The organism is Sphingopyxis sp. HIX (assembly GCF_001468285.1).
Classification (GTDB): Bacteria; Pseudomonadota; Alphaproteobacteria; order Sphingomonadales; family Sphingomonadaceae; genus Sphingopyxis.
In genome coordinates this window covers 1-18,940 of the sequence record NZ_LNSB01000044.1, presented here as the reverse complement: position 1 = coordinate 18,940, position 18,940 = coordinate 1, and the positions used below count along the sequence as shown (strand labels likewise).

The window sequence follows — 18,940 nt, the reverse complement described above, 5'->3', positions numbered from 1 at the left end:
TCCGGTTGTTCTAGCGGCTGACCTCGAAGGGCAGCTTGTAGCCCTCCAGCCCGGCGCGGATCGCTTTCTTGTCGATCTTGCCCGTCGGGCCGAGCGGGATGTCGTCGACGAAGAGGACGTCGTCGGGCATCCACCATTTGGCAATCTTGCCGTCGAGATATTGGGTCAGGTCGGCGGCCGTTGCGCTGGCGCCGGGCTTCAATTGGCAGAGCAGGATCGGGCGTTCGTCCCATTTGGGATGTGACACGCCGACGACCGCGGCGTTGGCGACCGCATCATGCCCCATGGCGATATTCTCGATCTCGATCGAGCTGATCCATTCGCCGCCCGACTTGACGACATCCTTGGCGCGGTCGGTGATCTGCATATAGCCCTCGCCGTCGATCGTGCTGACGTCGCCGGTGTCGAAAAAGCCCTCGGCATCGAGCACGTCGCCGCCTTCGCCGCCGAAATAGGCGCCGGCGATCGTCGGCCCCTTGATCATCAGCCGGCCGGGGGTCTTGCCGTCATGCGGCAGGCGGTTGCCGGCGTCGTCGACGAGCTTCATCTCGAGCCCGCAGAGCAGGCGGCCCTGCTTGAGCTTGTACGCCATCTGCTCGGGCTCTGATTTCGCAGCGACCGACGCATTGGGCACCGACACGGTGCCGAGCGGCGAGGTTTCGGTCATGCCCCAGCCCTGGATGACGTCGACGCCATAATCGTCGCGGAAGGTGCGGATGATCGATTCGGGGCACGCCGAGCCGCCGATGGTGACGCGTTCGAGCGTGGTGAAGCGCTTGCCATTCTCCTGCATATATTGGAGCAGCATCTGCCACACGGTCGGGACGGCGGCCGAGTAAGTAACGCCCTCCTGCTCGATCAGATTGTAGATCGATTCGCCGTCCATGCGCTGCCCCGGCAGCACGAGCCTGGCGCCGACCGCGGGTGCCGAATAGACGACGCCCCAGGCGTTGGCGTGGTACATCGGCACGACGAGCAGCACAGTGTCGCGCGCCGAGAGGCCGAGCGCGTCGCGCTGGAGCGTCATCAGCGCGTGGATGTAGTTGGAGCGGTGCGAATAGAGCACACCCTTGGGATTGCCCGTGGTGCCGCTGGTGTAGCAGAGCCCGCAGGCGGCATTTTCGTCGAAACCGCCCCAGTCAAAATCGGCGGTTTGGCCCGCGATCCAGTCGTCGAAGGCGATGGCGGGAAAGCTGGTCTGGGGCAGCGACGCGGCGTCGCAGAAGAAGATCACCTTCTCGATGCTCGGCACCTGCGGCAACAGTTCTTCGACGAGGTCGGCGGTCGCGGGGTCGGCGATGAGCAGGCGGTCGCCGGCATGGTTCGCGATATAGGCGATCTGTTCGAGGAAGAGGCGCGGGTTGAGCGTGTGGAGCACCGCCCCCATGCCCGCCGCGCCATACCAGGCCGACAGGTGGCGCGCGCTGTTCCAGCCCATCGTCGCGACGCGGTCGCCCTGCTTGATTCCCTCGGCGGCGAGCGCATTCGAGACGCGCTTCGCATCGGCGTGGATGGCGGCGTAGGTCGAGCGGGTGACGCGGCCCTCGGCATCGCGCGACACGATTTCGCGGTTTCCTTGCCAGTTCGCGGCATGGTCGAGGATGCGGTCCACGGTCAGCGGCACATCCTGCATCAATCCCATCATGGTCCCGCGATCCTCCGTCCCTGTTCGCCAGAAAGATAGTATACTAAGCATTTTGGCATTGCAATGCCGCTTCGCCTTGCGCCGCCCCTGCCCTTCTTCTAGCGTCGGATCGGGCAAAACAGGGAATTTCCAGCTGCATATCATGCGCACCAACCAGTTGATCATCGCGCTGTTCCAACGCTTCTGCTGGCTCGACGAGGGTCTGCAGGCGCGGCTGCACGACCGCGGCTGGCCCCACGTCAACCGCCCGCAATCGATGGTGATGACCAATATCGTCAGCGGCGTGGTGCGCCCGTCGGACATCGCGCGCAACCTGGGCGTATCGCGGCAGGCGATCCACAGCACGATCAACCAGATGGTCGCGCTGGGCATCGTCCAGCTGGAGACCGACCCCAGCGACCGGCGGCACATGATCGTGTCGCTGACCGAGACCGGGGCGCGGATGCGCAAGGACGCGCAGCGCGCGATGGACACACTGACCGCGCAGATCGCCGCGGTGCTGGGACAGGACAAGTTCGACGCGCTGCTCGACGCGCTCGAAGCCGACTGGGGCGACAATATCGAGCGCGCGGCGCCGCCGGCGAAAAGGAAGTCGGCTTAGGCCGCGAGCGCCTTTGCCACCGCGACCAGTCGCGCGCTGGTCATGTCGACGAGCGACGCGGGGAGCGCGTCCTTGAGCTGGCCCGCTTCGTCGAACGCCGCGTGCGCGTTGGGCACGAGCACCTGGTCGGGAATCACCAGCATCTGGACGGTGCCGAGGATCTGGCGGAGGTGCGCGAGCCCGCGAATGCCGCCGAAGGGGCTGATCGACGCACCCATGATCGCCGCCGCCTTGCCGCGAAAGGCGGTGAGCGCGACGAGCCCTTCGTCGCCCGTCGGGCGCGAGGCCCAGTCGATCGCATTCTTGAGCAGCGCCGGGATCGAGCCATTATATTCGGGCGAGACCAAGAGCAGCCCGTCCTGCGCGACGAGCGTCGCCTTGAGCTTCAGCGCGTCGGCGGGAAAGGCGTTCGCCTCGAGCGCGGCGGTGTAGATCGGCAGGTCGAGCGCCGCGAGATCGACGACGGTCACCTCGGCGCCCTGCGCTTCCAGTCGCGCCGCCGCGAGCGCGCCGAGCGCGCGGTTGAACGAGCCGTCGCGCGTGCTGCCGACGATTACCGCGATTTTGGTCATGATCCCTCCCGAAGCGAATAGTTAGAATACTAACCGATTCGCTCCCGCCATGGCAATATGGGAGACTCCGATCAAGCCTTGACGTCGGAAAGCACCGAAAGATTGCGCGTCTCGTCGGCGAGGTTGCCGATCACGCGGCGCATCAGCCCCTGGAGCTGCTCGACCTCTTCGTCGCTCATCCCGCGCGTCGCGATCTCGTGGATCTCGGCGTTCATCGGCGCGAGCACGAGTTCGAGCTTGCGCGCGTGCGGCGTCAGGAAGATGAAGGTCTTGCGGCGGTCGTCGCTGGTCTTCTTGCGCGTGATGAAGCCCGCCTTTTCGAGGCCTTTCAGCGCCACCACGGTGGTCGGCTCGCGCATGCCGACGCGTTCGCTGAGCTCGCGCTGGGTGATGCCGTCCTCGCGCCACAATTGGCGCAGGAAGCGCCATTGGCCCGCCGACACGTCGTGCGTCAGCGTGCGGCGTTCAAGCAGCCGCGAAAAGGAGCGGAAGACCACGCGCGCGAGATAGCCGATACTGTTTTCGGGGTCGGTGTAATATTCGGCGGGATGCCGAAAGCTCTCTTTGGTCTTGGCCAATGCACTGCTCCCCTGTGGCCGATTGGGCGGCCTTGTGTCTTCAATTCTTAGAGGCCCCGGATTCGGGCGGCAACCACTATCGTCGCCGCAGTCGCCGGGACCGGTCGATTGGGTGGACAAAATGACCATGGGACACTACTTAGATTACTAAGTTATAGCAAGGAGGCTGGTGTGCGGAAGTTCGAGCGGGTGCGCGGGGTCGCGGTATCGCTGCCACTGGCCAATGTCGATACCGACATGATCATCCCGGCGCGCTTCATGAAGGCGCTGACCCGCGAGGGGCTGGGCCGGCATTTGTTCGACGAACTGCGCCATGCCCCGGACGGCAGCGAGCGCGCCGCGTTCGTTCTGAACCGGCCCGCGGCGCGCGCGGCGCAAATACTGATCGCCGACCGCAATTTCGGCTGCGGCTCGTCGCGCGAGCATGCGGTGTGGGCGCTCGCCGATTTCGGCATCCGCTGCGTCATCGCACCGAGCTTCGGCGACATCTTCGCGGGCAATGCGCGCAAGAACGGGCTGCTGCTGATCCGCCTGCCCGAAGAGGTCTGCGCTCGGCTGGCACGCGAGATCGAGTTGGCGCAGCATGCGCCGGTCGAGATCGACCTGGAAGCGCAGGAAATCCGGCTGGCGTCGGGCGAGGTGGTGGCATTTGCCATCGACGCGGGCGACCGGCGGGTGCTGATGGAGGGGCTCGACGATATCGGACGGACGTTGCGCCATGCGGATGCGATCGCGCGGTTCGAGGCGACGGCTTAGTCCAGCATCTCCGGCGCGGCGATGGCGCCCCCGATCGCGCTGGCAGCGGCGAGCGCGGGGCTCATCAGGTGGGTTCGGCCGCCGCGGCCCTGGCGGTTTTCGAAATTGCGGTTCGAGGTCGAGGCACAGCGCTCGCCGGGCGCCAGCCGGTCGGGGTTCATGCCGACGCAGAGCGAGCAGCCGGGCTCGCGCCAGTCGAAACCCGCGGCGCGGAAGATCGCATCGAGCCCCTCGGCCTCGGCCTGCTGCTTGACGAGTCCCGACCCGGGCACGACCATCGCGCGGACATGCGGCGCGACTTTGCGCCCGCGCGCGACCGCGGCGGCGACGCGCAGATCCTCGATCCGGCTGTTGGTGCAGCTGCCGATGAAGACGCGGTCGAGCCGCTGGCCGGCGATCGGCCGGCCCGGCGCGAGGTCCATATAGGCGAGCGCGCGATACGCGCTCTCGCGCGCCTCGGGATCGTCCAGCGCCGCGGGGTCGGGGATTAGATCGCCGATGCCGATCACCTGCGACGGGTTGGTGCCCCAGCTGACCATCGGGCCGACGTCGGCGGCGTCGATACGGAGTTCGCGGTCGAAGGCGGCATCGGCATCGCTGGCGAGCGTGCGCCAGCGGGCGACCGCCCTGCCCCATGCCGCGCCCCGCGGCGCCGCAGGGCGGCCCTCCAGATAGGCGAAGGTCGCCTCGTCGGGCGCGACGAGCCCGGCGCGCGCGCCCATCTCGATGCTGAGGTTGCAGAGCGTCATCCGCGCCTCCATCGACAGCGCGCGTACCGCCGATCCCGCATATTCGATGACATGGCCGGTGGCGCCGTCGACACCGATACGCCGCAGCAGATGGAGCGCGAGATCCTTGGCCGAGACGTGCGGCGCAAGCACGCCGTCGACGGTGACGCGCATGTTGCGCGACTTGCGCTGGCGGATCGTCTGCGTCGCGAGCACATGCTCGACCTCGCTGGTGCCGATGCCGAAGGCCAGCGCGCCGAAGGCGCCGTGGGTCGAGGTGTGGCTGTCGCCGCAGACGACCGTCATGCCGGGCAAGGAGCGTCCCTGTTCGGGGCCTACGACATGCACGATCCCGTTCCGGGCATCGCCCATCGCGAAACGCGCGATGCCGAAGCGGTCGGCATTGGCTTCGAGCGCCGCGAGCTGCGCGCGTGCCTCGGGATCGGCGACCGCCGCGACGCCCGCCGCCTGCCCCTCGGTCGGGACATTATGATCGGAGAGCGCGAGCGCCAGTTCGGGGCGGCGCACCGTCCGGCCCTCCGCCGCGAGCCCCGCGAAGGCCTGCGGCGAGGTCACCTCGTGCAGCAGGTGCAGGTCGATGTAGAGAATCGATTCGCCATCGTCCTCGGCGACGACATGCGCGTCCCAGATCCTGTCGTAAAGCGTGCGGCCCCGTGCCGTAGCTGCCATGCTGCCTCGCCCCGTCGGCGCCCGCGTGCGCGGGCGCGCATATTCCTTAGATACCTAACTATATGGCGATGACGCGCGATGGCGCAAGCGGTTTTGCGCCGATTTTTCACCTGGCTGAAAAATTATACTTAGTACTTGAAGTATTTTCCCGGAATGATATGCCCGGTCCGGGAACGAGGAAAAGCCGACGGCACGCGCCGAGGATATGTCAAATATCCCAAGCCGACGGCAGCACGGCCTGCGCCGGAAACCACCCCGTTCTGTGACTGATGAGGTCGGACGCGCTCCCGCGGTTCCGCCGCCGATGGCGCGCGGACGGCGCCCGCCGACGACCTTGCACGGGAGGTATTTATGAAGACTGCTTTGCTGATGCTTTCGACCGCCGCGATGGCGCTGACCGCCGCCCCGACAATGGCGCAGGACGCCGATACCGCGGACACCGCCGCCGCCGAGGACACGACGGGCACCGACGAGACCTATGGCGAGATACTGGTCACCGCGCAGCGTCGCTCGGAAAGCGTGCAGGACGTGCCGATCGCGATCTCGGCCTTCAACTCGGAGATGGTCGAGGGCAGCGGCAGCACCAACATCACCAGCCTCAACGGCCTCGCGCCGAACGTCGTGCTCCAGACGCAGGGGCTGGTCGCCAACGTGCCGATGATCTCGATCCGCGGCATGAACACCTCGGACCCCGACCCCAACGCCGACCCCAAGGTCAGCACGATCATCGACGGCGTCTATATCCCCTTCGTGTCGAGCACGATGCTCGACCTGTTCGACGTCGAGCGCATCGAAATCCTGAAAGGCCCGCAGGGCGTGCTGTTCGGCAAGAACAACCTCGCGGGCACGCTCAACGTCATCAGCGCGCGGCCGACCGACGATTTCGGCGGCGAAGCGCGGGTGTCGCTCGGCTCCTACGGGCTCAAGCAGTTCCGCGGCAAGATCAACTCGGGGCGCTTCGCGGGCGATGCGCTCGCCGCCAAGGTCGCGGTGAATTTTCGCGACTACAACGGCTACAGCCGCAACGTCATCACGGGCAACCGGCTGAACGGCGCCAATGTGAAGTCGGTGCGCGGCGCGCTCGAATATGATGCGGGCGGCGCGTTCGATTCGACGCTGGTCGTCGACTGGCTGAAGCAGAAGACGACGGGGCCGGCGCCGCATGTGCTCGACAATGGCGACCCGAACTGGGACCTGTTGCCCGATGTCGTGAAGACCGACGTGCGCAAGGCCGCGGTGCTGTTCGATCCCTTCGCCAACACCGAAAGCTGGGGCGGGTCGTGGAACTCGAACCTCGACGTGGGCTGGGGTACGGTGAGCGCGGTGCTCGGCTACCGCGACCTCAAATATATCACCCGCGGCGACTTCGACGGGCTGATCACCCCGGCGCCGCAGCTCGACGTGACGCGCGACTTTGCGGGCGATTCGAAGAGCGCCGAGCTGCGCTACGTCTCGCCCGCGGGCGAGCCGGTCGATTTTGTCGTCGGCCTCTATTATCAGGCCGACAAGTGGCGCCAGTTCAACACCGTGCTGGCGACGCCGACCACGACGACGCTGGCGCAGCTGCACCAGGACACCGAAAGCTATGCGCTGTTCGCGCTGGTCAACGCGCACCCCGCCGACGGACTGACGCTGTCGATGGGCGGGCGCTACAGCCACGACCGGAAGAAATACGACATCGCGTCGCAGGTGCGCGTCAACGGCAACCAGACCTCGTCCTTCGCGAGCAGCCTCGAGGCGAGCTGGGCCGAATTCACGCCGCGGCTGACGGTCAATTACGAAGTCACCCCCGACATCATGGTCTACGCCAATTATTCGCAGGGCTATAAGGCCGGCGGCTACAACTCGCGCGGCACCATCCCCGAGAATGTCGGCCCCTATGATCCCGAGCGCGTCACCGCCTATGAGATCGGCGCGAAGAGCGACCTGTTCGACCGGCTGCTGCGCCTGAACGTCGCGGGCTTCCTCAACAAATATACCGACCTGCAAAGCTCGGTGACCAAGATGGGGTCGGTCCGCGCCGAGAATATCACGACCAACATCGCCGCGGCCGAAATCTATGGCTTCGAGATCGAGAGCGTGCTGCGCCCGGCGCAGGGCTTCACGATCGGCGCCAACCTCGCCTGTCTGCACGCGCGCTACACCGACTTCTGCGCCGACACCAACGGCGTGTTCACCAACGGCGCGCCCGAGCCCGGCCAGTGCGGACCCGCGGTGCCGATCCTGATCAACGGCGTGCCCAACGGCACCTTCGCGGTGCCGACCGATTCGTCGGGACTCGACCTCGCCAATGCGCCCAAGTGGAGCGGCAGCCTGTCGGTCGACTATGCGATCCCGACGGGCTTCGGCGAGGTCAAATTGCACAGCGACGCGCGCTATTCGTCGCGCTTCAACACCTGGGGCCGCAGCAACAATCCCGGCTATTACCGCGACGAGGTGGTGCTGCTCAACGCAAGCATCGCGGTCGCGGGCGAGGACGAGAAGTGGAAGGTCACGCTCTACGGCACCAATTTGACCGACCAGGAAGTGATCTCGGGCGCGACCAATGCGGGCGCGACGCCGATCAGCCAATTCTATCAGGCGCCGCGCGAATTCGGGGTCGATCTGTCGTTCAAATTCTGACCATGCTTGGCCCGCGCCAGGCACATCGTCTGGCGCGGGCCGACCGTCGAAATGCTGGGAGAATGAGATGAGCTGGAATGTCGATCGCCGCACCTTCGTCGGCGGCATGGGGGCGATGGCGGCGGCGGGGCTGGCGATGCCGGCGATCGCGAAGAACGGCAAGAAGCTCAACGTGCTGATGATCGTCACCGATCAGGAGCAGAGCGTCGCGAGCTATCCCAAGGGGCTGCTCGAAAAGCTGCCGCATCACCGCGAGTTGATGGAGCGCGGGATGCTGGTCGAGAATTACCATGTCCACACCACGCCTTGCACCCCGTCGCGCTCGACGATCTTCCAGGGGCATCACACGCAGCAGACGGGGCTGTTCCTGAACAGCGACAATGCGCCAAACCCCGTCGCGGCCGAGGATATGCCGACGCTGGGGCATATGATGCAGGCGGCAGGTTACTACACCAGCTACAAGGGCAAGTGGCACCTCGCGCGGATGAATTTCGAGCGCAACTGGAACCGCGTGCCCGGCGGCATCTATCCGAGCACCGAGCGGATGATGGAGAAATACGGCTTCCACGATTACGGCTTCGACGGCGAGGAACTGGGGCTGACATGGGACGGCTACCGCGCCGACATGTATGTCGCGGGCGATGCGGCGCGCAGCATCTTCGACTTCGTGCGGCGCGACAAGGCCGGGGGCAAGCCGTGGTTCATGGTCGTCGGGCTGATCAACCCGCACGATATCATGTTCTACGACGCGACGGGCGAGCAGGCGAAGCACCGCACGCACCCCGATATCCTCGCGCCGCTGCGCCGCGAGCCCGGCGACCCGATCTATGAGGTCGACAACAAGTTCGACCTGCCCGAGAGCTTCTACAAGGACGACCTTTCCACCAAGCCCGAAGCGCACAAGGGCATCCAGCGGCTCAACGATCTTTTCTACGGGCCGATGCCGCTGGGCGACCTCGACAGCTGGCATCGCTTCAACAATTATTATTACAACTGCCTGCGCGACGTCGACCGGCGGCTGGGGCAATTGCTGTGGGCGCTCAAGGAGAGCGGCCAGATCGACAATACGATCATCCTATACACCAGCGACCATGGCGAACGCGCCGCGGCGCACGGGCTGCGCCAGAAGGCGGGCACGATGTACCGCGAGGAAACCAATATCCCGATGATCATCGCGCACCCCGATGTGAAGGGCGGGCAGACCACCAAGGGCCTGATGGGCGCGATCGACATCGCGCCGACGCTGATGACGATCGCGGGGCTGTCGGCCGACGAAGGCAGGAATCGCTTTCCGGACCTGCCGGGGGTCGATGTCTCGGGGCTGTTGTCGTCGCCGACGGCGCCGACCGAGCGCGACAGGCGCGGGCATTTCTTCAACTATGCCGTCGCGCATATGTGGGAGCCCAATTCGGCGCGCGTTGTCGGCCCGCGTCCGCCGGGCGAACAGGTGGCCGATTACGGCAAGATCTACGATCTCGAAAAGCGCCGCCTCCACCGCGGCGTGCACGACGGGCGCTGGAAGTTCGCGCGCTATTTCGCGCCGGCGCATCATCACCAGCCCAAGGACTGGAAGACGCTGAGCGCGCGCAACGACCTCGAGCTTTACGACACCCACGCGGACCCGAAGGAAATGGTCAACCTCGCCAGTGAGCCGAAGCACCGCAAGGAGGTGATGCGGCTCAACGCGATGGTCAACGCGCTCGCCGACCGCGAGATCGGCGTCGGGCTCGACGACGGGCGCGAATATCCGGGGCCGACCGAGATGTACAACCAGCCGGGCTGAGCCCCGTGTCCGCGTCAGGCGGCGGCGAGTTCGCCGCGCGCCTGGCGGAAGACTTCGAGGCTGCCCCAGATGGCGAGGCCGGCCATGATGCCCGCGATGACGAGGTCGGGCCAGCCGCGCCCGGTGCCGAACACGCCGAGCGCTGCGGCTAGCACGGCGAGGTTGCCGATCGCGTCGTTGCGCGAGCATATCCACACCGAACGCATGTTCGCGTCGCCGGTGAGGTAGCGGTAGAGCATCAGCGCGACGAGGACATTGGCGACCAGCGCGGCGAAACCGATCACGCCCATCGTTTCGGGATGTGGCGAGGTGCCGGTCATGAAGCCCCAGAGGGTCGCGCCGAGCACGCCCAATCCGAAGAGCAGCATCGTCGCGGCCTTGAACAGTGCCGCGCGCGCGCGCCAGGCGAGCGCCATGCCCGCTACGCCAAGGCTGATCGCATAATTGGCGGCGTCGCCGAGGAAATCGAGCGCGTCGGCCTGCAGTGCCCGCGAATCCGCCGCGACCCCCGCGACGATCTCGACCGCGAACATGCCCGCGTTGATGATGAGCGCGATCCACAGGACACGGCGCCACTTGGGGTCGTTGAGCGCGGTCTTGCCGCTCTTACCGGCACAGCATTGGTCGGCCATCTGCCGAATCTCCTTGGGGTTTCGAGTCGACCGCTTATATGCACCCTGTAGCAACTACAGGGTCAAGGCATGAAAATCGGCGAACTCGCGCGGGTGACCGGCGCCAACATCGAGACGATCCGCTATTATGAGCGCATCGGGCTGCTGCCCGAGCCGCACCGCACCGCGGCGAATTACCGTAGTTATGGCGAGGCGCACCGGTCGCGGCTGGCCTTCGTGCGCCATTCGCGCGACCTGGGCTTCACGATCGAGGAGATCCGTTCGCTGCTAGACCTGTCGGACCATCCCGAGCGCGACTGCGGCGAGGCCGACCGGATCGCGACGGGACATCTGGAACAGGTCGAGGCGAAGATCGCGCAACTCGAGGCGCTCCGCGACGAACTGGCGCGGATCGTCGGGCGCTGCCGCGGCGGGCTGGCGGGCGATTGCCGGGTGATCGAGGCGCTGGGCGACCATCATCTGTGCGAAGGCGCGCACGCATGAGTGCGCCGCTGGCAACGATCGGCTGGTATGTGCTGGCGGCGTTGGGCGAGATCGCGGGCTGCTTCGCCTTCTGGGCGGTGCTGCGGCTGGACAAATCGCCCTGGTGGCTGGTGCCGGGCGCGCTCGCCCTCGCCTTTTTCGCCTATGCGCTGACGCGCGTCGAGGCCGAGGCGGCGGGGCGCGCCTTCGCGGCCTATGGCGGCGTCTATATCATCGCCTCCTTGGTGTGGCTGAAGATGGTCGAGGGCGTATCGCCCGACCGCTGGGATCTGCTCGGCGGGCTGGTGTGCCTCGGCGGCGCGGCGCTGATCCTGTGGGGCCCGGGGCGCAGCTAGCCGAATGGAAACGGGCGCCCGATCGCTCGGACGCCCGATCCGTTTCAGCCCTTAGTGGCCGGCATGATCCTTGTGCGGATCGCCGCCGGCTTCGGCGCCGGACTTCGGCACCTCCTTGTCACCGTCGCAGCACTTCATGCCTGCGCCATCCTTCATCTTGGCGCAGCATTCGCACTTCGGCTTTTCGGCAGCCGGTTCGGCGGCAAGCACGGGGGTGGTGGCCGCCAGCGCAAGCGCGGCGACAAAAACGCGGTTCAACATGATCTATCTCCTGAAAATCTGAAAATTCGAATGAAAGTCCGTTTTCAGACGTGCCGCGGCGGCGGGGTTGCGGGCGCAGCCTCATGGTCGTGGCGCGCCGCCGCCCATGTCGATGGCCGGATGGCCGGAAAGCCAAGCCGTGCACCAAGCCCCGGCTCCGAGACCGCGACGCCTGCGAGGTAGCAGAGGCGCTCGCAGGTGTGCGGTGCCTTGTCGTCGGGCGTCGACTGGTCGCCGCCGTCGGCCTGCATGGCTTGCATCGATGCGCAAGGATCGGGCGGCGGCGCGGCCAGCGCGGCGGCGCAGCCCGCCGGGCCGTGGAGCGACAGCATCAACGCCAGGAACATGCCGAGAAGCGTGCGCATCATGCGGCGGTTATGGCGGCTTTGGTTCGACCGCGCAATGCGCCCACCGCTATTGGGCCGGCCAATAGCGTTTGCGCACCGCCTGTTTGTAGAGCTTGCCCGTGTCGTGGCGCGGCAGCGCGGGGTCGAAGTCGACCGAGCGCGGGCATTTGATCGGGCTGAGATGGTCGCGGCAATGGGCGATCAGCCGCGCGGCGAGGTCGGGGCCGGCGGCGTTCCAGTCTTTCGGCTGAACCACCGCCTTGACCTCCTCGCCCATCTCGGCGTGGGGGACACCGATGACCGCGACGTCGGCGACCTCGGGGTGCTGGATGAGCAGGTTCTCGGCCTCCTGCGGATAGATGTTCACCCCGCCCGAGATGATCATGAAGCTCTTGCGGTCGGTGAGGTAGAGATAGCCTTCTTCATCGACGTGGCCGATGTCGCCGAGCGTCGACCAGCCGGAGTGTTGCGGATGACGCGCGTCGCGGGTCTTGCCGGGATCGTTCAAATACTGGAAATCCCAGCCGCCCTCGAAATAGACGAGCCCGTCGACACCCGGGCCGACCTCTTCGCCATCTTCGCCGCAGATATGGAGCGTCCCCCAGTCGGCGCGGCCGACCGAGCCGGGATGGTCGAGCCATTCCTGCGGCGTGATGAAGGTCGAGCCGTTTCCTTCCGACCCGCCATAATATTCGTAGACGATCGGGCCGAGCCAGGCGATCATCCGGCGCTTGACCTCGACCGGGCACGGCGCGGCGGCGTGGACGATCTTTTCGAGCGACGAGATGTCGTAGCGCGCACGGACCTCATCGGGGAGCGCGAGCAGGCGGATGAACATCGTCGGCACCATCTGCATGAAGGTGACGCGGTGCTTTTCGATCAGGCGCAGCACCTCCTCGGCGTCGAACTTCTCCATGATGACGACGGTCGCGCCGAGGCGATGCGCCGACATGCCGTAAGCGAGCGGCGCGGTGTGGTAGAGCGGCGCGGGCGACAGGAGGACGCTGTCCGGACCGATGCCGTAACGCGCCGCCATGCGTTCGGCGAGCATGTGCGGGGCCTCGGCGGGCTCGCCCGAGAGCGGCAGGCGGATGCCCTTGGGCCGGCCCGTGGTCCCCGAGGAAAAGACGAGGTGATAGCCCGCCGACTCGTCGGCGATGCGGGTTGCCGGCTGCGCCGCCACGGCCGCCTGCCAGGAGGCCGCGAGCCCGGGGCCGAGGTCGAAGATATGCGCGACGCGGGGGATCAGCTCGGCGCGACCTGCGACCAACGTCGCCGCGGCGGGCACATCGGCGTGGGTGACGAGCAGTTTCGAGCCGCTGTCGGCCAGGATGTACGCGGCCTCGTCGGGCGTAAGCTGATTCGAGATCGGGCAAAGATAGAGGCCGGCGCGCTGCGCGGCCCAATAGATCTCGAAATATTCGCGGACATTCTTGAGCCAGACCGCAACGGTATCGCCGCGGGTGATGCCGAGCGAGCGGAACAATTGCGCGCCGCGATTTGCGACGGCTTCGAGTTCGGCGTAGCGTGTCCCCGCGCCGTCCGCCGCCATGACGATCGCGGGGCGATCGGGCGCTGTTGCCGCAAAATGCCGTGGATGCATCGTTCTCCCTTTGCTCTTTTGAGTTATATAACTACGTTTACTTTCTATGTCGATTGACATATTGGCGGAGCAAAGGCGACAGACGGGCGCCACGGGAAAGGATCGAGTGACATGGAACTGAAGCCGGGTTCGCGCTGGAAATCCGCGGTTTGCGATGCGCAGCTGGTCGTGGTGCGGCCACCGAGCGCCGCCGGCGAATTGCAGTGCGGCGGCGCGCCGGTGCTGCCGATCGACGATGCGAGCGCACCGAGCGGCGCCGTCGATCCGGCGTTCGCCGAGGGGGTGCTGATCGGCAAGCGCTACACCGACGAGGCGAGCGGGATCGAGGTGCTGGGCGCCAAGGCGGGCAAGGGATCGCTGGCGTTCGACGGTACCCCGATGACGATCAAGGGCGCGAAGCCGCTTCCCGCCTCGGACTGACCGCAATGCGCACGCCGCTGCTCCTCGACATCGCCGCCGACGCCTGCAGCGACCGCCCGGCGGTCGGCGGGCGCGCCGACGGGCTGGATTTCGCCGCCTATCGCGCACGCGCAAGCCGGGTGGCGGCGTGGCTGGCGGGCAAGGGCAAGGCGAACACCGCCTTCCTCGGCATGAACGGCGACGCCCTGCCCGTACTGCTGTTCGCGAGCGGGATGGCGGGCACCCCCTTCGTGCCGCTCAACTATCGGTTGGCCGATGCCGACCTCAACAAGCTGGTCGCGCGCACCGCGCCCGCGATGCTGGTCGCCGACGATGATATGCTGGCACGCATCGCGCCGGTCGACGGCGTCGAGCTGGTTGCGCGGAGTGATTTCGAGGCCGAGTTCCTGCGCGGCGAGGTACCCGAGCCCGTGCTGCTCGACGAGGCCGAGAATGACATTGCGGTGCTGCTGTTCACCAGCGGCACGACGGGCGAACCCAAGGCGGCGGTGCTGCGCCACGGCAACCTCACCTCCTATGTGATGTCGACGGTCGAATTCCTCGGCGCCGACGAAGACGAGGCGGCGCTGGTGAGCGTGCCGAGTTACCATATCGCGGGGATTTCGGCGATTTTGACCGCGGCCTATGGCGGGCGGCGGATCGTCTATCTGCCCGCCTTCACCGCCGAGGACTGGGTCGCGACCGCGGCGCGCGAGGGCATCACCCATGCGATGGTCGTGCCGACGATGCTCGATCGCATCCTCGACGTGATGGCGGCGACGGGCGAGACCCTCCCTGCCCTGCGCGCGCTGTCCTATGGCGGCGGCAAGATGCCCGAAGCGGTGATCGCGCGCGCGCTGGGCATGTTGCCGCACGTCGCCTTCGTCAATGCCTATGGGCTGACCGAGACGAGCTCGACGATCGCGCTGCTCGGCGCCGAGGATCATCGCGCCGCCTTTGCCTCCGACGATCCCGTCGTAAGGCGGCGCATCGCGTCGGTCGGGCAGCCGTTGCCGAGCCTCGAACTCGAGATACGGCGCGAGGACGGCAGCTGCTGCGACGTCGGCGAGCATGGCGAGATCCATGTGCGCGGCGAGCAGGTGTCGGGCGAATATCTGCACAAGAAGGCGATCGCCGACGACGGCTGGTTCGCGACCAACGACGCGGGGTGGCTCGACGCGGGCGGCTATCTGTTCGTCGAGGGGCGGCTCGACGATGTGATCGTGCGCGGGGGCGAGAATATCTCGCCCGGCGAGATCGAGGATGTGCTGCGCGGCTTCGACGATATCGCCGACTGCGCGGTACTCGGCATCCCTTGCGAGAAATGGGGCGAAAAGGTCGTCGCGGTGATCGTGTCGCGCTCGGGCGCGCCCGATACCGGGGCGATGGCGGCAACGATCAAGGCCAAGCTGCGTTCGACCAAGACCCCCGAGCAATGGTTTGTGCGCGATGAGCTTCCTTATAACGAGACCGGAAAGCTGCTGCGCCGCGTGCTCAAGGCCGAACTGGCCGAAGAGGTTTGCGCCGGTTAGGACGGCGCAATGACGACAGCCGACCATTTGGGCGCCGACCGCCTGTCCGCGCCGGGCGGCGAGCCGGTGCTGGTCGTCGATGCGGCGCGCTGGGTGCGGCCGAAGGTGGCGATCCAGGCGGTGGTGATCGGGGTGGACCGCGAAGGCGCGCTGCCGGCGGTGGTAGCCGGTGATTTCGACCTGTTGCTGACCATGGCGGCGGATGCGCCGCGCCCATGGGTGTCCGTGGCGAGCTTTTCGCAGGTCGAGGCGCTGGCCGATGCGGTGCGGGCGAACCCGAACGCGGCGACGATCGCGGCGCAATTGCTGCGGTTGACCGCGAAGATGCCGCTGGCCGACGCGCTGACCGCCGAATCCTTTGCCTATTCGTCGCTGCTCGGCGGGGCGGAGTTTGCGCGCTGGCGGGCGGCGGCCAAGATCGACGACGGCCCGCCGACGCCTGCCGAGCCGGTGACGATTGCGCGCGAGGGCGACCGACTGACGTTGACGCTCGACGATCCCGCCAATCACAATGCGATGACCGCCGCGATGCGCGACGCGCTGTACGAGGCGCTGGCCAACGCGCTCGACGATCCGAGCCGGCCCGAGGTGCTGCTGCGCGGCGCGGGCAAATGTTTCTCGACCGGCGGCGACCTCCCCGAATTCGGCAGCGCACGCGACCTGGCTGAGGCACATCTGGTGCGGACGCTGCACAGCTGCGCGCGCGCGATCGATGCGCTGGGCGAGCGCGGCGCGGTGCGGCTGCACGGCGCCTGCGTCGGGTCGGGAATCGAGGTCGCGGCGGCGGCGCATCACCGCATCGCGGCGCCCGATGCCTGGTTCCAGCTGCCCGAGCTCGGCATGGGGCTGATCCCCGGCGCGGGCGGGACCGCAACCGTCGCCCGCGCGATCGGGCGGCATCGCACCCTGTGGATGCTGCTATTGGGCAAGCGCGTCGGCGCGGCGCAGGCACTCGAATGGGGGCTGGTGCATAAGATCGAGGGCGGCGTGTGACGGCGCTGCTCGATGCGGTCGCGGCGGCGGGCGAGCGGCTGGTCGCGGCATCGGGCGGGTGCATCGCGTTCGACCCGCGCCGCGCGCTGTCGCGGGACGACGACCTGACGCTCGCCGAACCGGGCGAGTGGTCGCCGAACCGCCATTGCCGGATGGTGAAGTGCCGCGGCGGCTGGATGGCGGTGTCGCTGGCGCGAGAGGAGGATCGCGAGCTGGTGCCGGCATGGACGGGCGCGGCGCTCGACGACGAGCCGTGGCAGGCGATCCAGGGCGCGGCCGACGCGCGCGCGGCGGACGAGATGGTGACGGCGGCGGCGAAGCTGCATATGCCGGTGGCAAAGATCGGCGAGGCCACGCCGTTGGTGCCATCCGACCTTCGAAGTTGCCGGACGACCGACGGGATCGTGCTCGACCTGTCGGCGCTGTGGGCTGGGCCCTATTGCGGCGCGCTGCTCGCCGAGGCGGGGCATGCGGTGGTGAAGGTCGAGAGCGACGGGCGACCCGACCCGACGCGAATGCATACGCCCAAGCTCGACGGGCGGCTGAATGGCGACAAGCGGCGCGTGTCGGCGGATATCGACGGTGCCGAATTGCTCGCGATGATCGGCGAGGCGCGGGTGCTGATCAGCTCGGCGCGACCGCATGCGCTGGCACGGCTGGGGCTCGATGAAGAGCATCTGTTCCGGATCAATCCCGACCTGTTGTGGATCGCAATCACCGCGCACGGTTGGACCGGCGATGCGGCGATGCGCGTGGGTTTCGGCGACGATTGCGCGGCGGCGGGCGGGCTGGTGCGCTGGGACGAGGATCGGCCGCAGTTCGTCGGCGATGCGCTGGCCGACCCGCTGACCGGGCTGACCGCGGCGACGCTGGCGCTCGAGGCGCTGGCGGCGCAGCAAGGCGGGGTGATCGACGTTTCGCTTGCACGGACGGCGGCGACTTTCGCAAAAGCGATGGCGTGAGCGACATCTTCGACCTGATCATCCGCAATGCACGCTGCGCCGATGGCGCGCCGCTGGCGGTGGGCGTGCGCGATGGCCGCGTCACGGCGATGGGCGCGGCGGTGGCGGGGCACGGCCCCGAATATGATGCGCGCGGGCTGACGCTGGGCGGCGGGCTGCACGATCATCACCTGCATTTGCTGGCGACGGCGGCGCGGATGGAGTCGGTCGACCTGACCGATTGCCGGAGCGTCGATGCGGTGATCGCGAAGCTGCGTGCCGCGGCGCCGGGAGCATGGGTGCGCGCGATCGGTTATGACGAGCGGGTGGCCGGATTGCCCGACCGCGCGGTGCTCGACGACTGGCTGCCCGACCGGCCGTTGCGCGTGCAGGACCGAACGGGGGGCTATTGGCTGCTCAACAGCGCGGGGGTCGCCGCACTGGACGAAGCGCCCTTCCCCGCTTGCGTCGAGCTTGGCGTGGGCGGGAAGCCCAGTGGCCGTATCTGGCGGGGCGATGCCTGGCTGCGCGAGCGGATCGGCGGGGCGCCGCCGTCGCTCGCCGCGCTAGGGGCAAAGTTCGCCGAATGGGGCGTGACCGGCGTGACCGACGCGGGGGCGTCGAATGGCGCGGACGAGGCGAAGCTACTGGCGGGGGCGATGCCGCAGCGGCTGGTGATGATGGGGACCGAGGCTTTGCCCGTGGGCGATGGCTATAGACTGGGGCCGGTCAAGCTGCTGCTCGACGAGAATGACTTGCCGCCGATCGAGGCGGTGGTGGGGCGGATCGCGGCGGCGCGGGTGCTGGGGCGGAATGTCGCGGCGCATTGCGTGACGCTTGGGGAGTTGGTTTTCTATCTGGAAGCCTTGGCCATCGCTGGCGGGACGAAACCCGGCGACCGGATCGAGCATGGCGGGATGATCGCGGCGAGCCTGATCGGCGATATTGCGGCCGCGGGGCTGACGGTGGTGACGCAGCCCAATTTCATCCACGATCGCGGCGACCGTTATCTTGTGCAGATGGAGACGGGCGAACTCGACGACCTCTACCGGCTCGGCTCGCTGACGCGCAGCGGGGTGCGGGTGCTCGGGGGATCGGATGCACCCTATGGCGATGCAAATCCTTGGGTGGCGCTGCGCGCGGCAACCGATCGGCGGACGCGGGGCGGCGATGTGATCGGTGGCGGTGAAGCCATCGGGCGGGCGGAGGCGCTGGCGCTGTATCAGGGGCCGCTCGCGGTCGGGGCGCCAGCGGACCTGATGCTGTACGACTGGCCCGAGGAGGCGGGGGCGCTCGGTACCGTGGCTCTCACGCTGATCGGTGGTGCGATCGTCTGGCAGGCCTAGGTTGATTCGACATTCAGGCCCAGAAGCGGATTGATGCGAGATAGAGGCTGGCCAGGTAGTTTGCGGGGAGCCTGTCATATCTGGTCGCGATGC

At 67.4% G+C, this 18,940-nt stretch carries 19 protein-coding genes; 11 read left to right on the top strand and 8 right to left on the bottom strand.

Annotated elements, in window-relative coordinates; translation table 11 throughout:
• Nucleotides 1–10: 10 nt before the first annotated feature.
• Entirely contained in the window at nt 11–1,645 is a 1,635-nt protein-coding gene (locus tag ATE62_RS18300; RefSeq protein ID WP_058809657.1) for a long-chain-fatty-acid--CoA ligase, read from the bottom strand.
• A 142-nt stretch (nt 1,646–1,787) separates the two neighbouring features.
• Between ATE62_RS18300 and ATE62_RS18295 the strand changes: the two genes are divergently transcribed.
• Complete coding sequence (locus ATE62_RS18295) at nt 1,788–2,246, top strand: MarR family winged helix-turn-helix transcriptional regulator (RefSeq protein WP_058809656.1); 459 nt, start codon at nt 1,788–1,790, stop codon at nt 2,244–2,246.
• Here the strand turns inward: ATE62_RS18295 and ATE62_RS18290 are convergent.
• Together ATE62_RS18290 and ATE62_RS18285 are read right to left on the bottom strand one after the other, a co-directional pair.
• On the bottom strand, nt 2,243–2,818 hold the full coding sequence (locus ATE62_RS18290; RefSeq protein WP_058809655.1) for an NADPH-dependent FMN reductase: 576 nt from the start codon (nt 2,816–2,818) through the stop codon (nt 2,243–2,245). The two genes, ATE62_RS18295 and ATE62_RS18290, sit on opposite strands and share 4 nt — an antisense overlap.
• 71 nt (nt 2,819–2,889) lie before the next feature.
• Nucleotides 2,890–3,396, bottom strand: coding sequence for a MarR family winged helix-turn-helix transcriptional regulator (locus ATE62_RS18285; protein WP_058809654.1), 507 nt, complete (start codon nt 3,394–3,396; stop codon nt 2,890–2,892).
• Between the two features lie 171 nt (nt 3,397–3,567).
• Between ATE62_RS18285 and leuD the strand changes: the two genes are divergently transcribed.
• A complete protein-coding gene (gene leuD / locus ATE62_RS18280; RefSeq protein ID WP_058809653.1) occupies nt 3,568–4,152 on the top strand; it encodes a 3-isopropylmalate dehydratase small subunit in 585 nt (194 codons plus the stop codon).
• On the opposite strand, the gene leuC is transcribed toward leuD, so the two are convergent.
• Nucleotides 4,149–5,570 carry a 3-isopropylmalate dehydratase large subunit gene (leuC, locus tag ATE62_RS18275; RefSeq protein ID WP_058809652.1) on the bottom strand — a complete coding sequence of 474 codons (1,422 nt, stop codon included), beginning with the start codon at nt 5,568–5,570 and terminating at the stop codon, nt 4,149–4,151. The genes leuD and leuC overlap by 4 nt on opposite strands.
• A gap of 351 nt (nt 5,571–5,921) precedes the next feature.
• Here leuC and ATE62_RS18270 point away from each other — a divergent pair, with 351 nt between their 5' ends.
• Together ATE62_RS18270 and ATE62_RS18265 are read left to right on the top strand one after the other, a co-directional pair.
• Nucleotides 5,922–8,192: a TonB-dependent receptor gene (locus ATE62_RS18270; RefSeq protein ID WP_058809651.1), complete on the top strand. Its 2,271-nt coding sequence runs from the start codon at nt 5,922–5,924 to the stop codon at nt 8,190–8,192.
• A gap of 67 nt (nt 8,193–8,259) precedes the next feature.
• Nucleotides 8,260–9,975, top strand: coding sequence for a sulfatase-like hydrolase/transferase (locus ATE62_RS18265; RefSeq protein ID WP_058809650.1), 1,716 nt, complete (start codon nt 8,260–8,262; stop codon nt 9,973–9,975).
• Between the two features lie 14 nt (nt 9,976–9,989).
• On the opposite strand, the gene ATE62_RS18260 is transcribed toward ATE62_RS18265, so the two are convergent.
• Nucleotides 9,990–10,607, bottom strand: a complete 618-nt coding sequence (locus ATE62_RS18260) for a cation transporter (RefSeq protein ID WP_058809649.1) — start codon at nt 10,605–10,607, stop codon at nt 9,990–9,992.
• Nucleotides 10,608–10,676: 69 nt separating this feature from the next.
• Here ATE62_RS18260 and ATE62_RS18255 point away from each other — a divergent pair, with 69 nt between their 5' ends.
• The gene (locus ATE62_RS18255; protein ID WP_058809648.1) at nt 10,677–11,090 is read left to right on the top strand and encodes a MerR family transcriptional regulator; all 414 of its coding nucleotides are present in this window, start codon (nt 10,677–10,679) and stop codon (nt 11,088–11,090) included.
• Nucleotides 11,087–11,425: a YnfA family protein gene (locus ATE62_RS18250; protein WP_058809647.1), complete on the top strand. Its 339-nt coding sequence runs from the start codon at nt 11,087–11,089 to the stop codon at nt 11,423–11,425. Before ATE62_RS18255 ends, ATE62_RS18250 begins: the two co-directional genes overlap by 4 nt.
• A 51-nt stretch (nt 11,426–11,476) precedes the next feature.
• Here ATE62_RS18250 and ATE62_RS18245 read toward each other — a convergent pair whose 3' ends face one another.
• From ATE62_RS18245 to ATE62_RS18235, 3 genes are read right to left on the bottom strand one after another with little or no spacing between them, the layout of a single operon-like run.
• On the bottom strand, nt 11,477–11,686 hold the full coding sequence (locus ATE62_RS18245; RefSeq protein ID WP_058809646.1) for a hypothetical protein: 210 nt from the start codon (nt 11,684–11,686) through the stop codon (nt 11,477–11,479).
• A gap of 44 nt (nt 11,687–11,730) precedes the next feature.
• The gene (locus ATE62_RS18240) at nt 11,731–12,054 is read right to left on the bottom strand and encodes a hypothetical protein (protein WP_058809645.1); all 324 of its coding nucleotides are present in this window, start codon (nt 12,052–12,054) and stop codon (nt 11,731–11,733) included.
• Between the two features lie 46 nt (nt 12,055–12,100).
• Nucleotides 12,101–13,636 carry an acyl-CoA synthetase gene (locus tag ATE62_RS18235; RefSeq protein WP_058809644.1) on the bottom strand — a complete coding sequence of 512 codons (1,536 nt, stop codon included), beginning with the start codon at nt 13,634–13,636 and terminating at the stop codon, nt 12,101–12,103.
• 111 nt (nt 13,637–13,747) lie between these two features.
• Here ATE62_RS18235 and ATE62_RS18230 point away from each other — a divergent pair, with 111 nt between their 5' ends.
• From ATE62_RS18230 to ATE62_RS18210, 5 genes are read left to right on the top strand one after another with little or no spacing between them, the layout of a single operon-like run.
• Nucleotides 13,748–14,056, top strand: coding sequence for a hypothetical protein (locus tag ATE62_RS18230; RefSeq protein WP_058809643.1), 309 nt, complete (start codon nt 13,748–13,750; stop codon nt 14,054–14,056).
• 5 nt (nt 14,057–14,061) lie between these two features.
• Nucleotides 14,062–15,567 carry a class I adenylate-forming enzyme family protein gene (locus tag ATE62_RS18225; protein ID WP_058809642.1) on the top strand — a complete coding sequence of 502 codons (1,506 nt, stop codon included), beginning with the start codon at nt 14,062–14,064 and terminating at the stop codon, nt 15,565–15,567.
• A gap of 9 nt (nt 15,568–15,576) precedes the next feature.
• Nucleotides 15,577–16,560, top strand: coding sequence for an enoyl-CoA hydratase/isomerase family protein (locus tag ATE62_RS18220; protein ID WP_058818577.1), 984 nt, complete (start codon nt 15,577–15,579; stop codon nt 16,558–16,560).
• On the top strand, nt 16,557–17,522 hold the full coding sequence (locus ATE62_RS18215; RefSeq protein WP_058818576.1) for a CoA transferase: 966 nt from the start codon (nt 16,557–16,559) through the stop codon (nt 17,520–17,522). Before ATE62_RS18220 ends, ATE62_RS18215 begins: the two co-directional genes overlap by 4 nt.
• Entirely contained in the window at nt 17,519–18,847 is a 1,329-nt protein-coding gene (locus tag ATE62_RS18210; RefSeq protein ID WP_058818575.1) for an amidohydrolase family protein, read from the top strand. Before ATE62_RS18215 ends, ATE62_RS18210 begins: the two co-directional genes overlap by 4 nt.
• The last annotated feature ends 93 nt before the right edge of the window (nt 18,848–18,940 follow it).

Coding starts and splice junctions, on each gene's coding strand:
- ATE62_RS18260 (WP_058809649.1), bottom strand. CDS start 10,607: ATGGCCGACCAATGCTGTGCCGGTAAGAGCGGCAAGACCGCGCTCAAC.
- ATE62_RS18235 (WP_058809644.1), bottom strand. CDS start 13,636: ATGCATCCACGGCATTTTGCGGCAACAGCGCCCGATCGCCCCGCGATC.
- ATE62_RS18265 (WP_058809650.1), top strand. CDS start 8,260: ATGAGCTGGAATGTCGATCGCCGCACCTTCGTCGGCGGCATGGGGGCG.
- ATE62_RS18255 (WP_058809648.1), top strand. CDS start 10,677: ATGAAAATCGGCGAACTCGCGCGGGTGACCGGCGCCAACATCGAGACG.
- ATE62_RS18290 (WP_058809655.1), bottom strand. CDS start 2,818: ATGACCAAAATCGCGGTAATCGTCGGCAGCACGCGCGACGGCTCGTTC.
- ATE62_RS18295 (WP_058809656.1), top strand. CDS start 1,788: ATGCGCACCAACCAGTTGATCATCGCGCTGTTCCAACGCTTCTGCTGG.
- ATE62_RS18300 (WP_058809657.1), bottom strand. CDS start 1,645: ATGATGGGATTGATGCAGGATGTGCCGCTGACCGTGGACCGCATCCTC.
- leuC (WP_058809652.1), bottom strand. CDS start 5,570: ATGGCAGCTACGGCACGGGGCCGCACGCTTTACGACAGGATCTGGGAC.
- ATE62_RS18270 (WP_058809651.1), top strand. CDS start 5,922: ATGAAGACTGCTTTGCTGATGCTTTCGACCGCCGCGATGGCGCTGACC.
- ATE62_RS18230 (WP_058809643.1), top strand. CDS start 13,748: ATGGAACTGAAGCCGGGTTCGCGCTGGAAATCCGCGGTTTGCGATGCG.
- ATE62_RS18220 (WP_058818577.1), top strand. CDS start 15,577: ATGACGACAGCCGACCATTTGGGCGCCGACCGCCTGTCCGCGCCGGGC.
- ATE62_RS18250 (WP_058809647.1), top strand. CDS start 11,087: ATGAGTGCGCCGCTGGCAACGATCGGCTGGTATGTGCTGGCGGCGTTG.
- ATE62_RS18245 (WP_058809646.1), bottom strand. CDS start 11,686: ATGTTGAACCGCGTTTTTGTCGCCGCGCTTGCGCTGGCGGCCACCACC.
- ATE62_RS18225 (WP_058809642.1), top strand. CDS start 14,062: ATGCGCACGCCGCTGCTCCTCGACATCGCCGCCGACGCCTGCAGCGAC.
- ATE62_RS18240 (WP_058809645.1), bottom strand. CDS start 12,054: ATGATGCGCACGCTTCTCGGCATGTTCCTGGCGTTGATGCTGTCGCTC.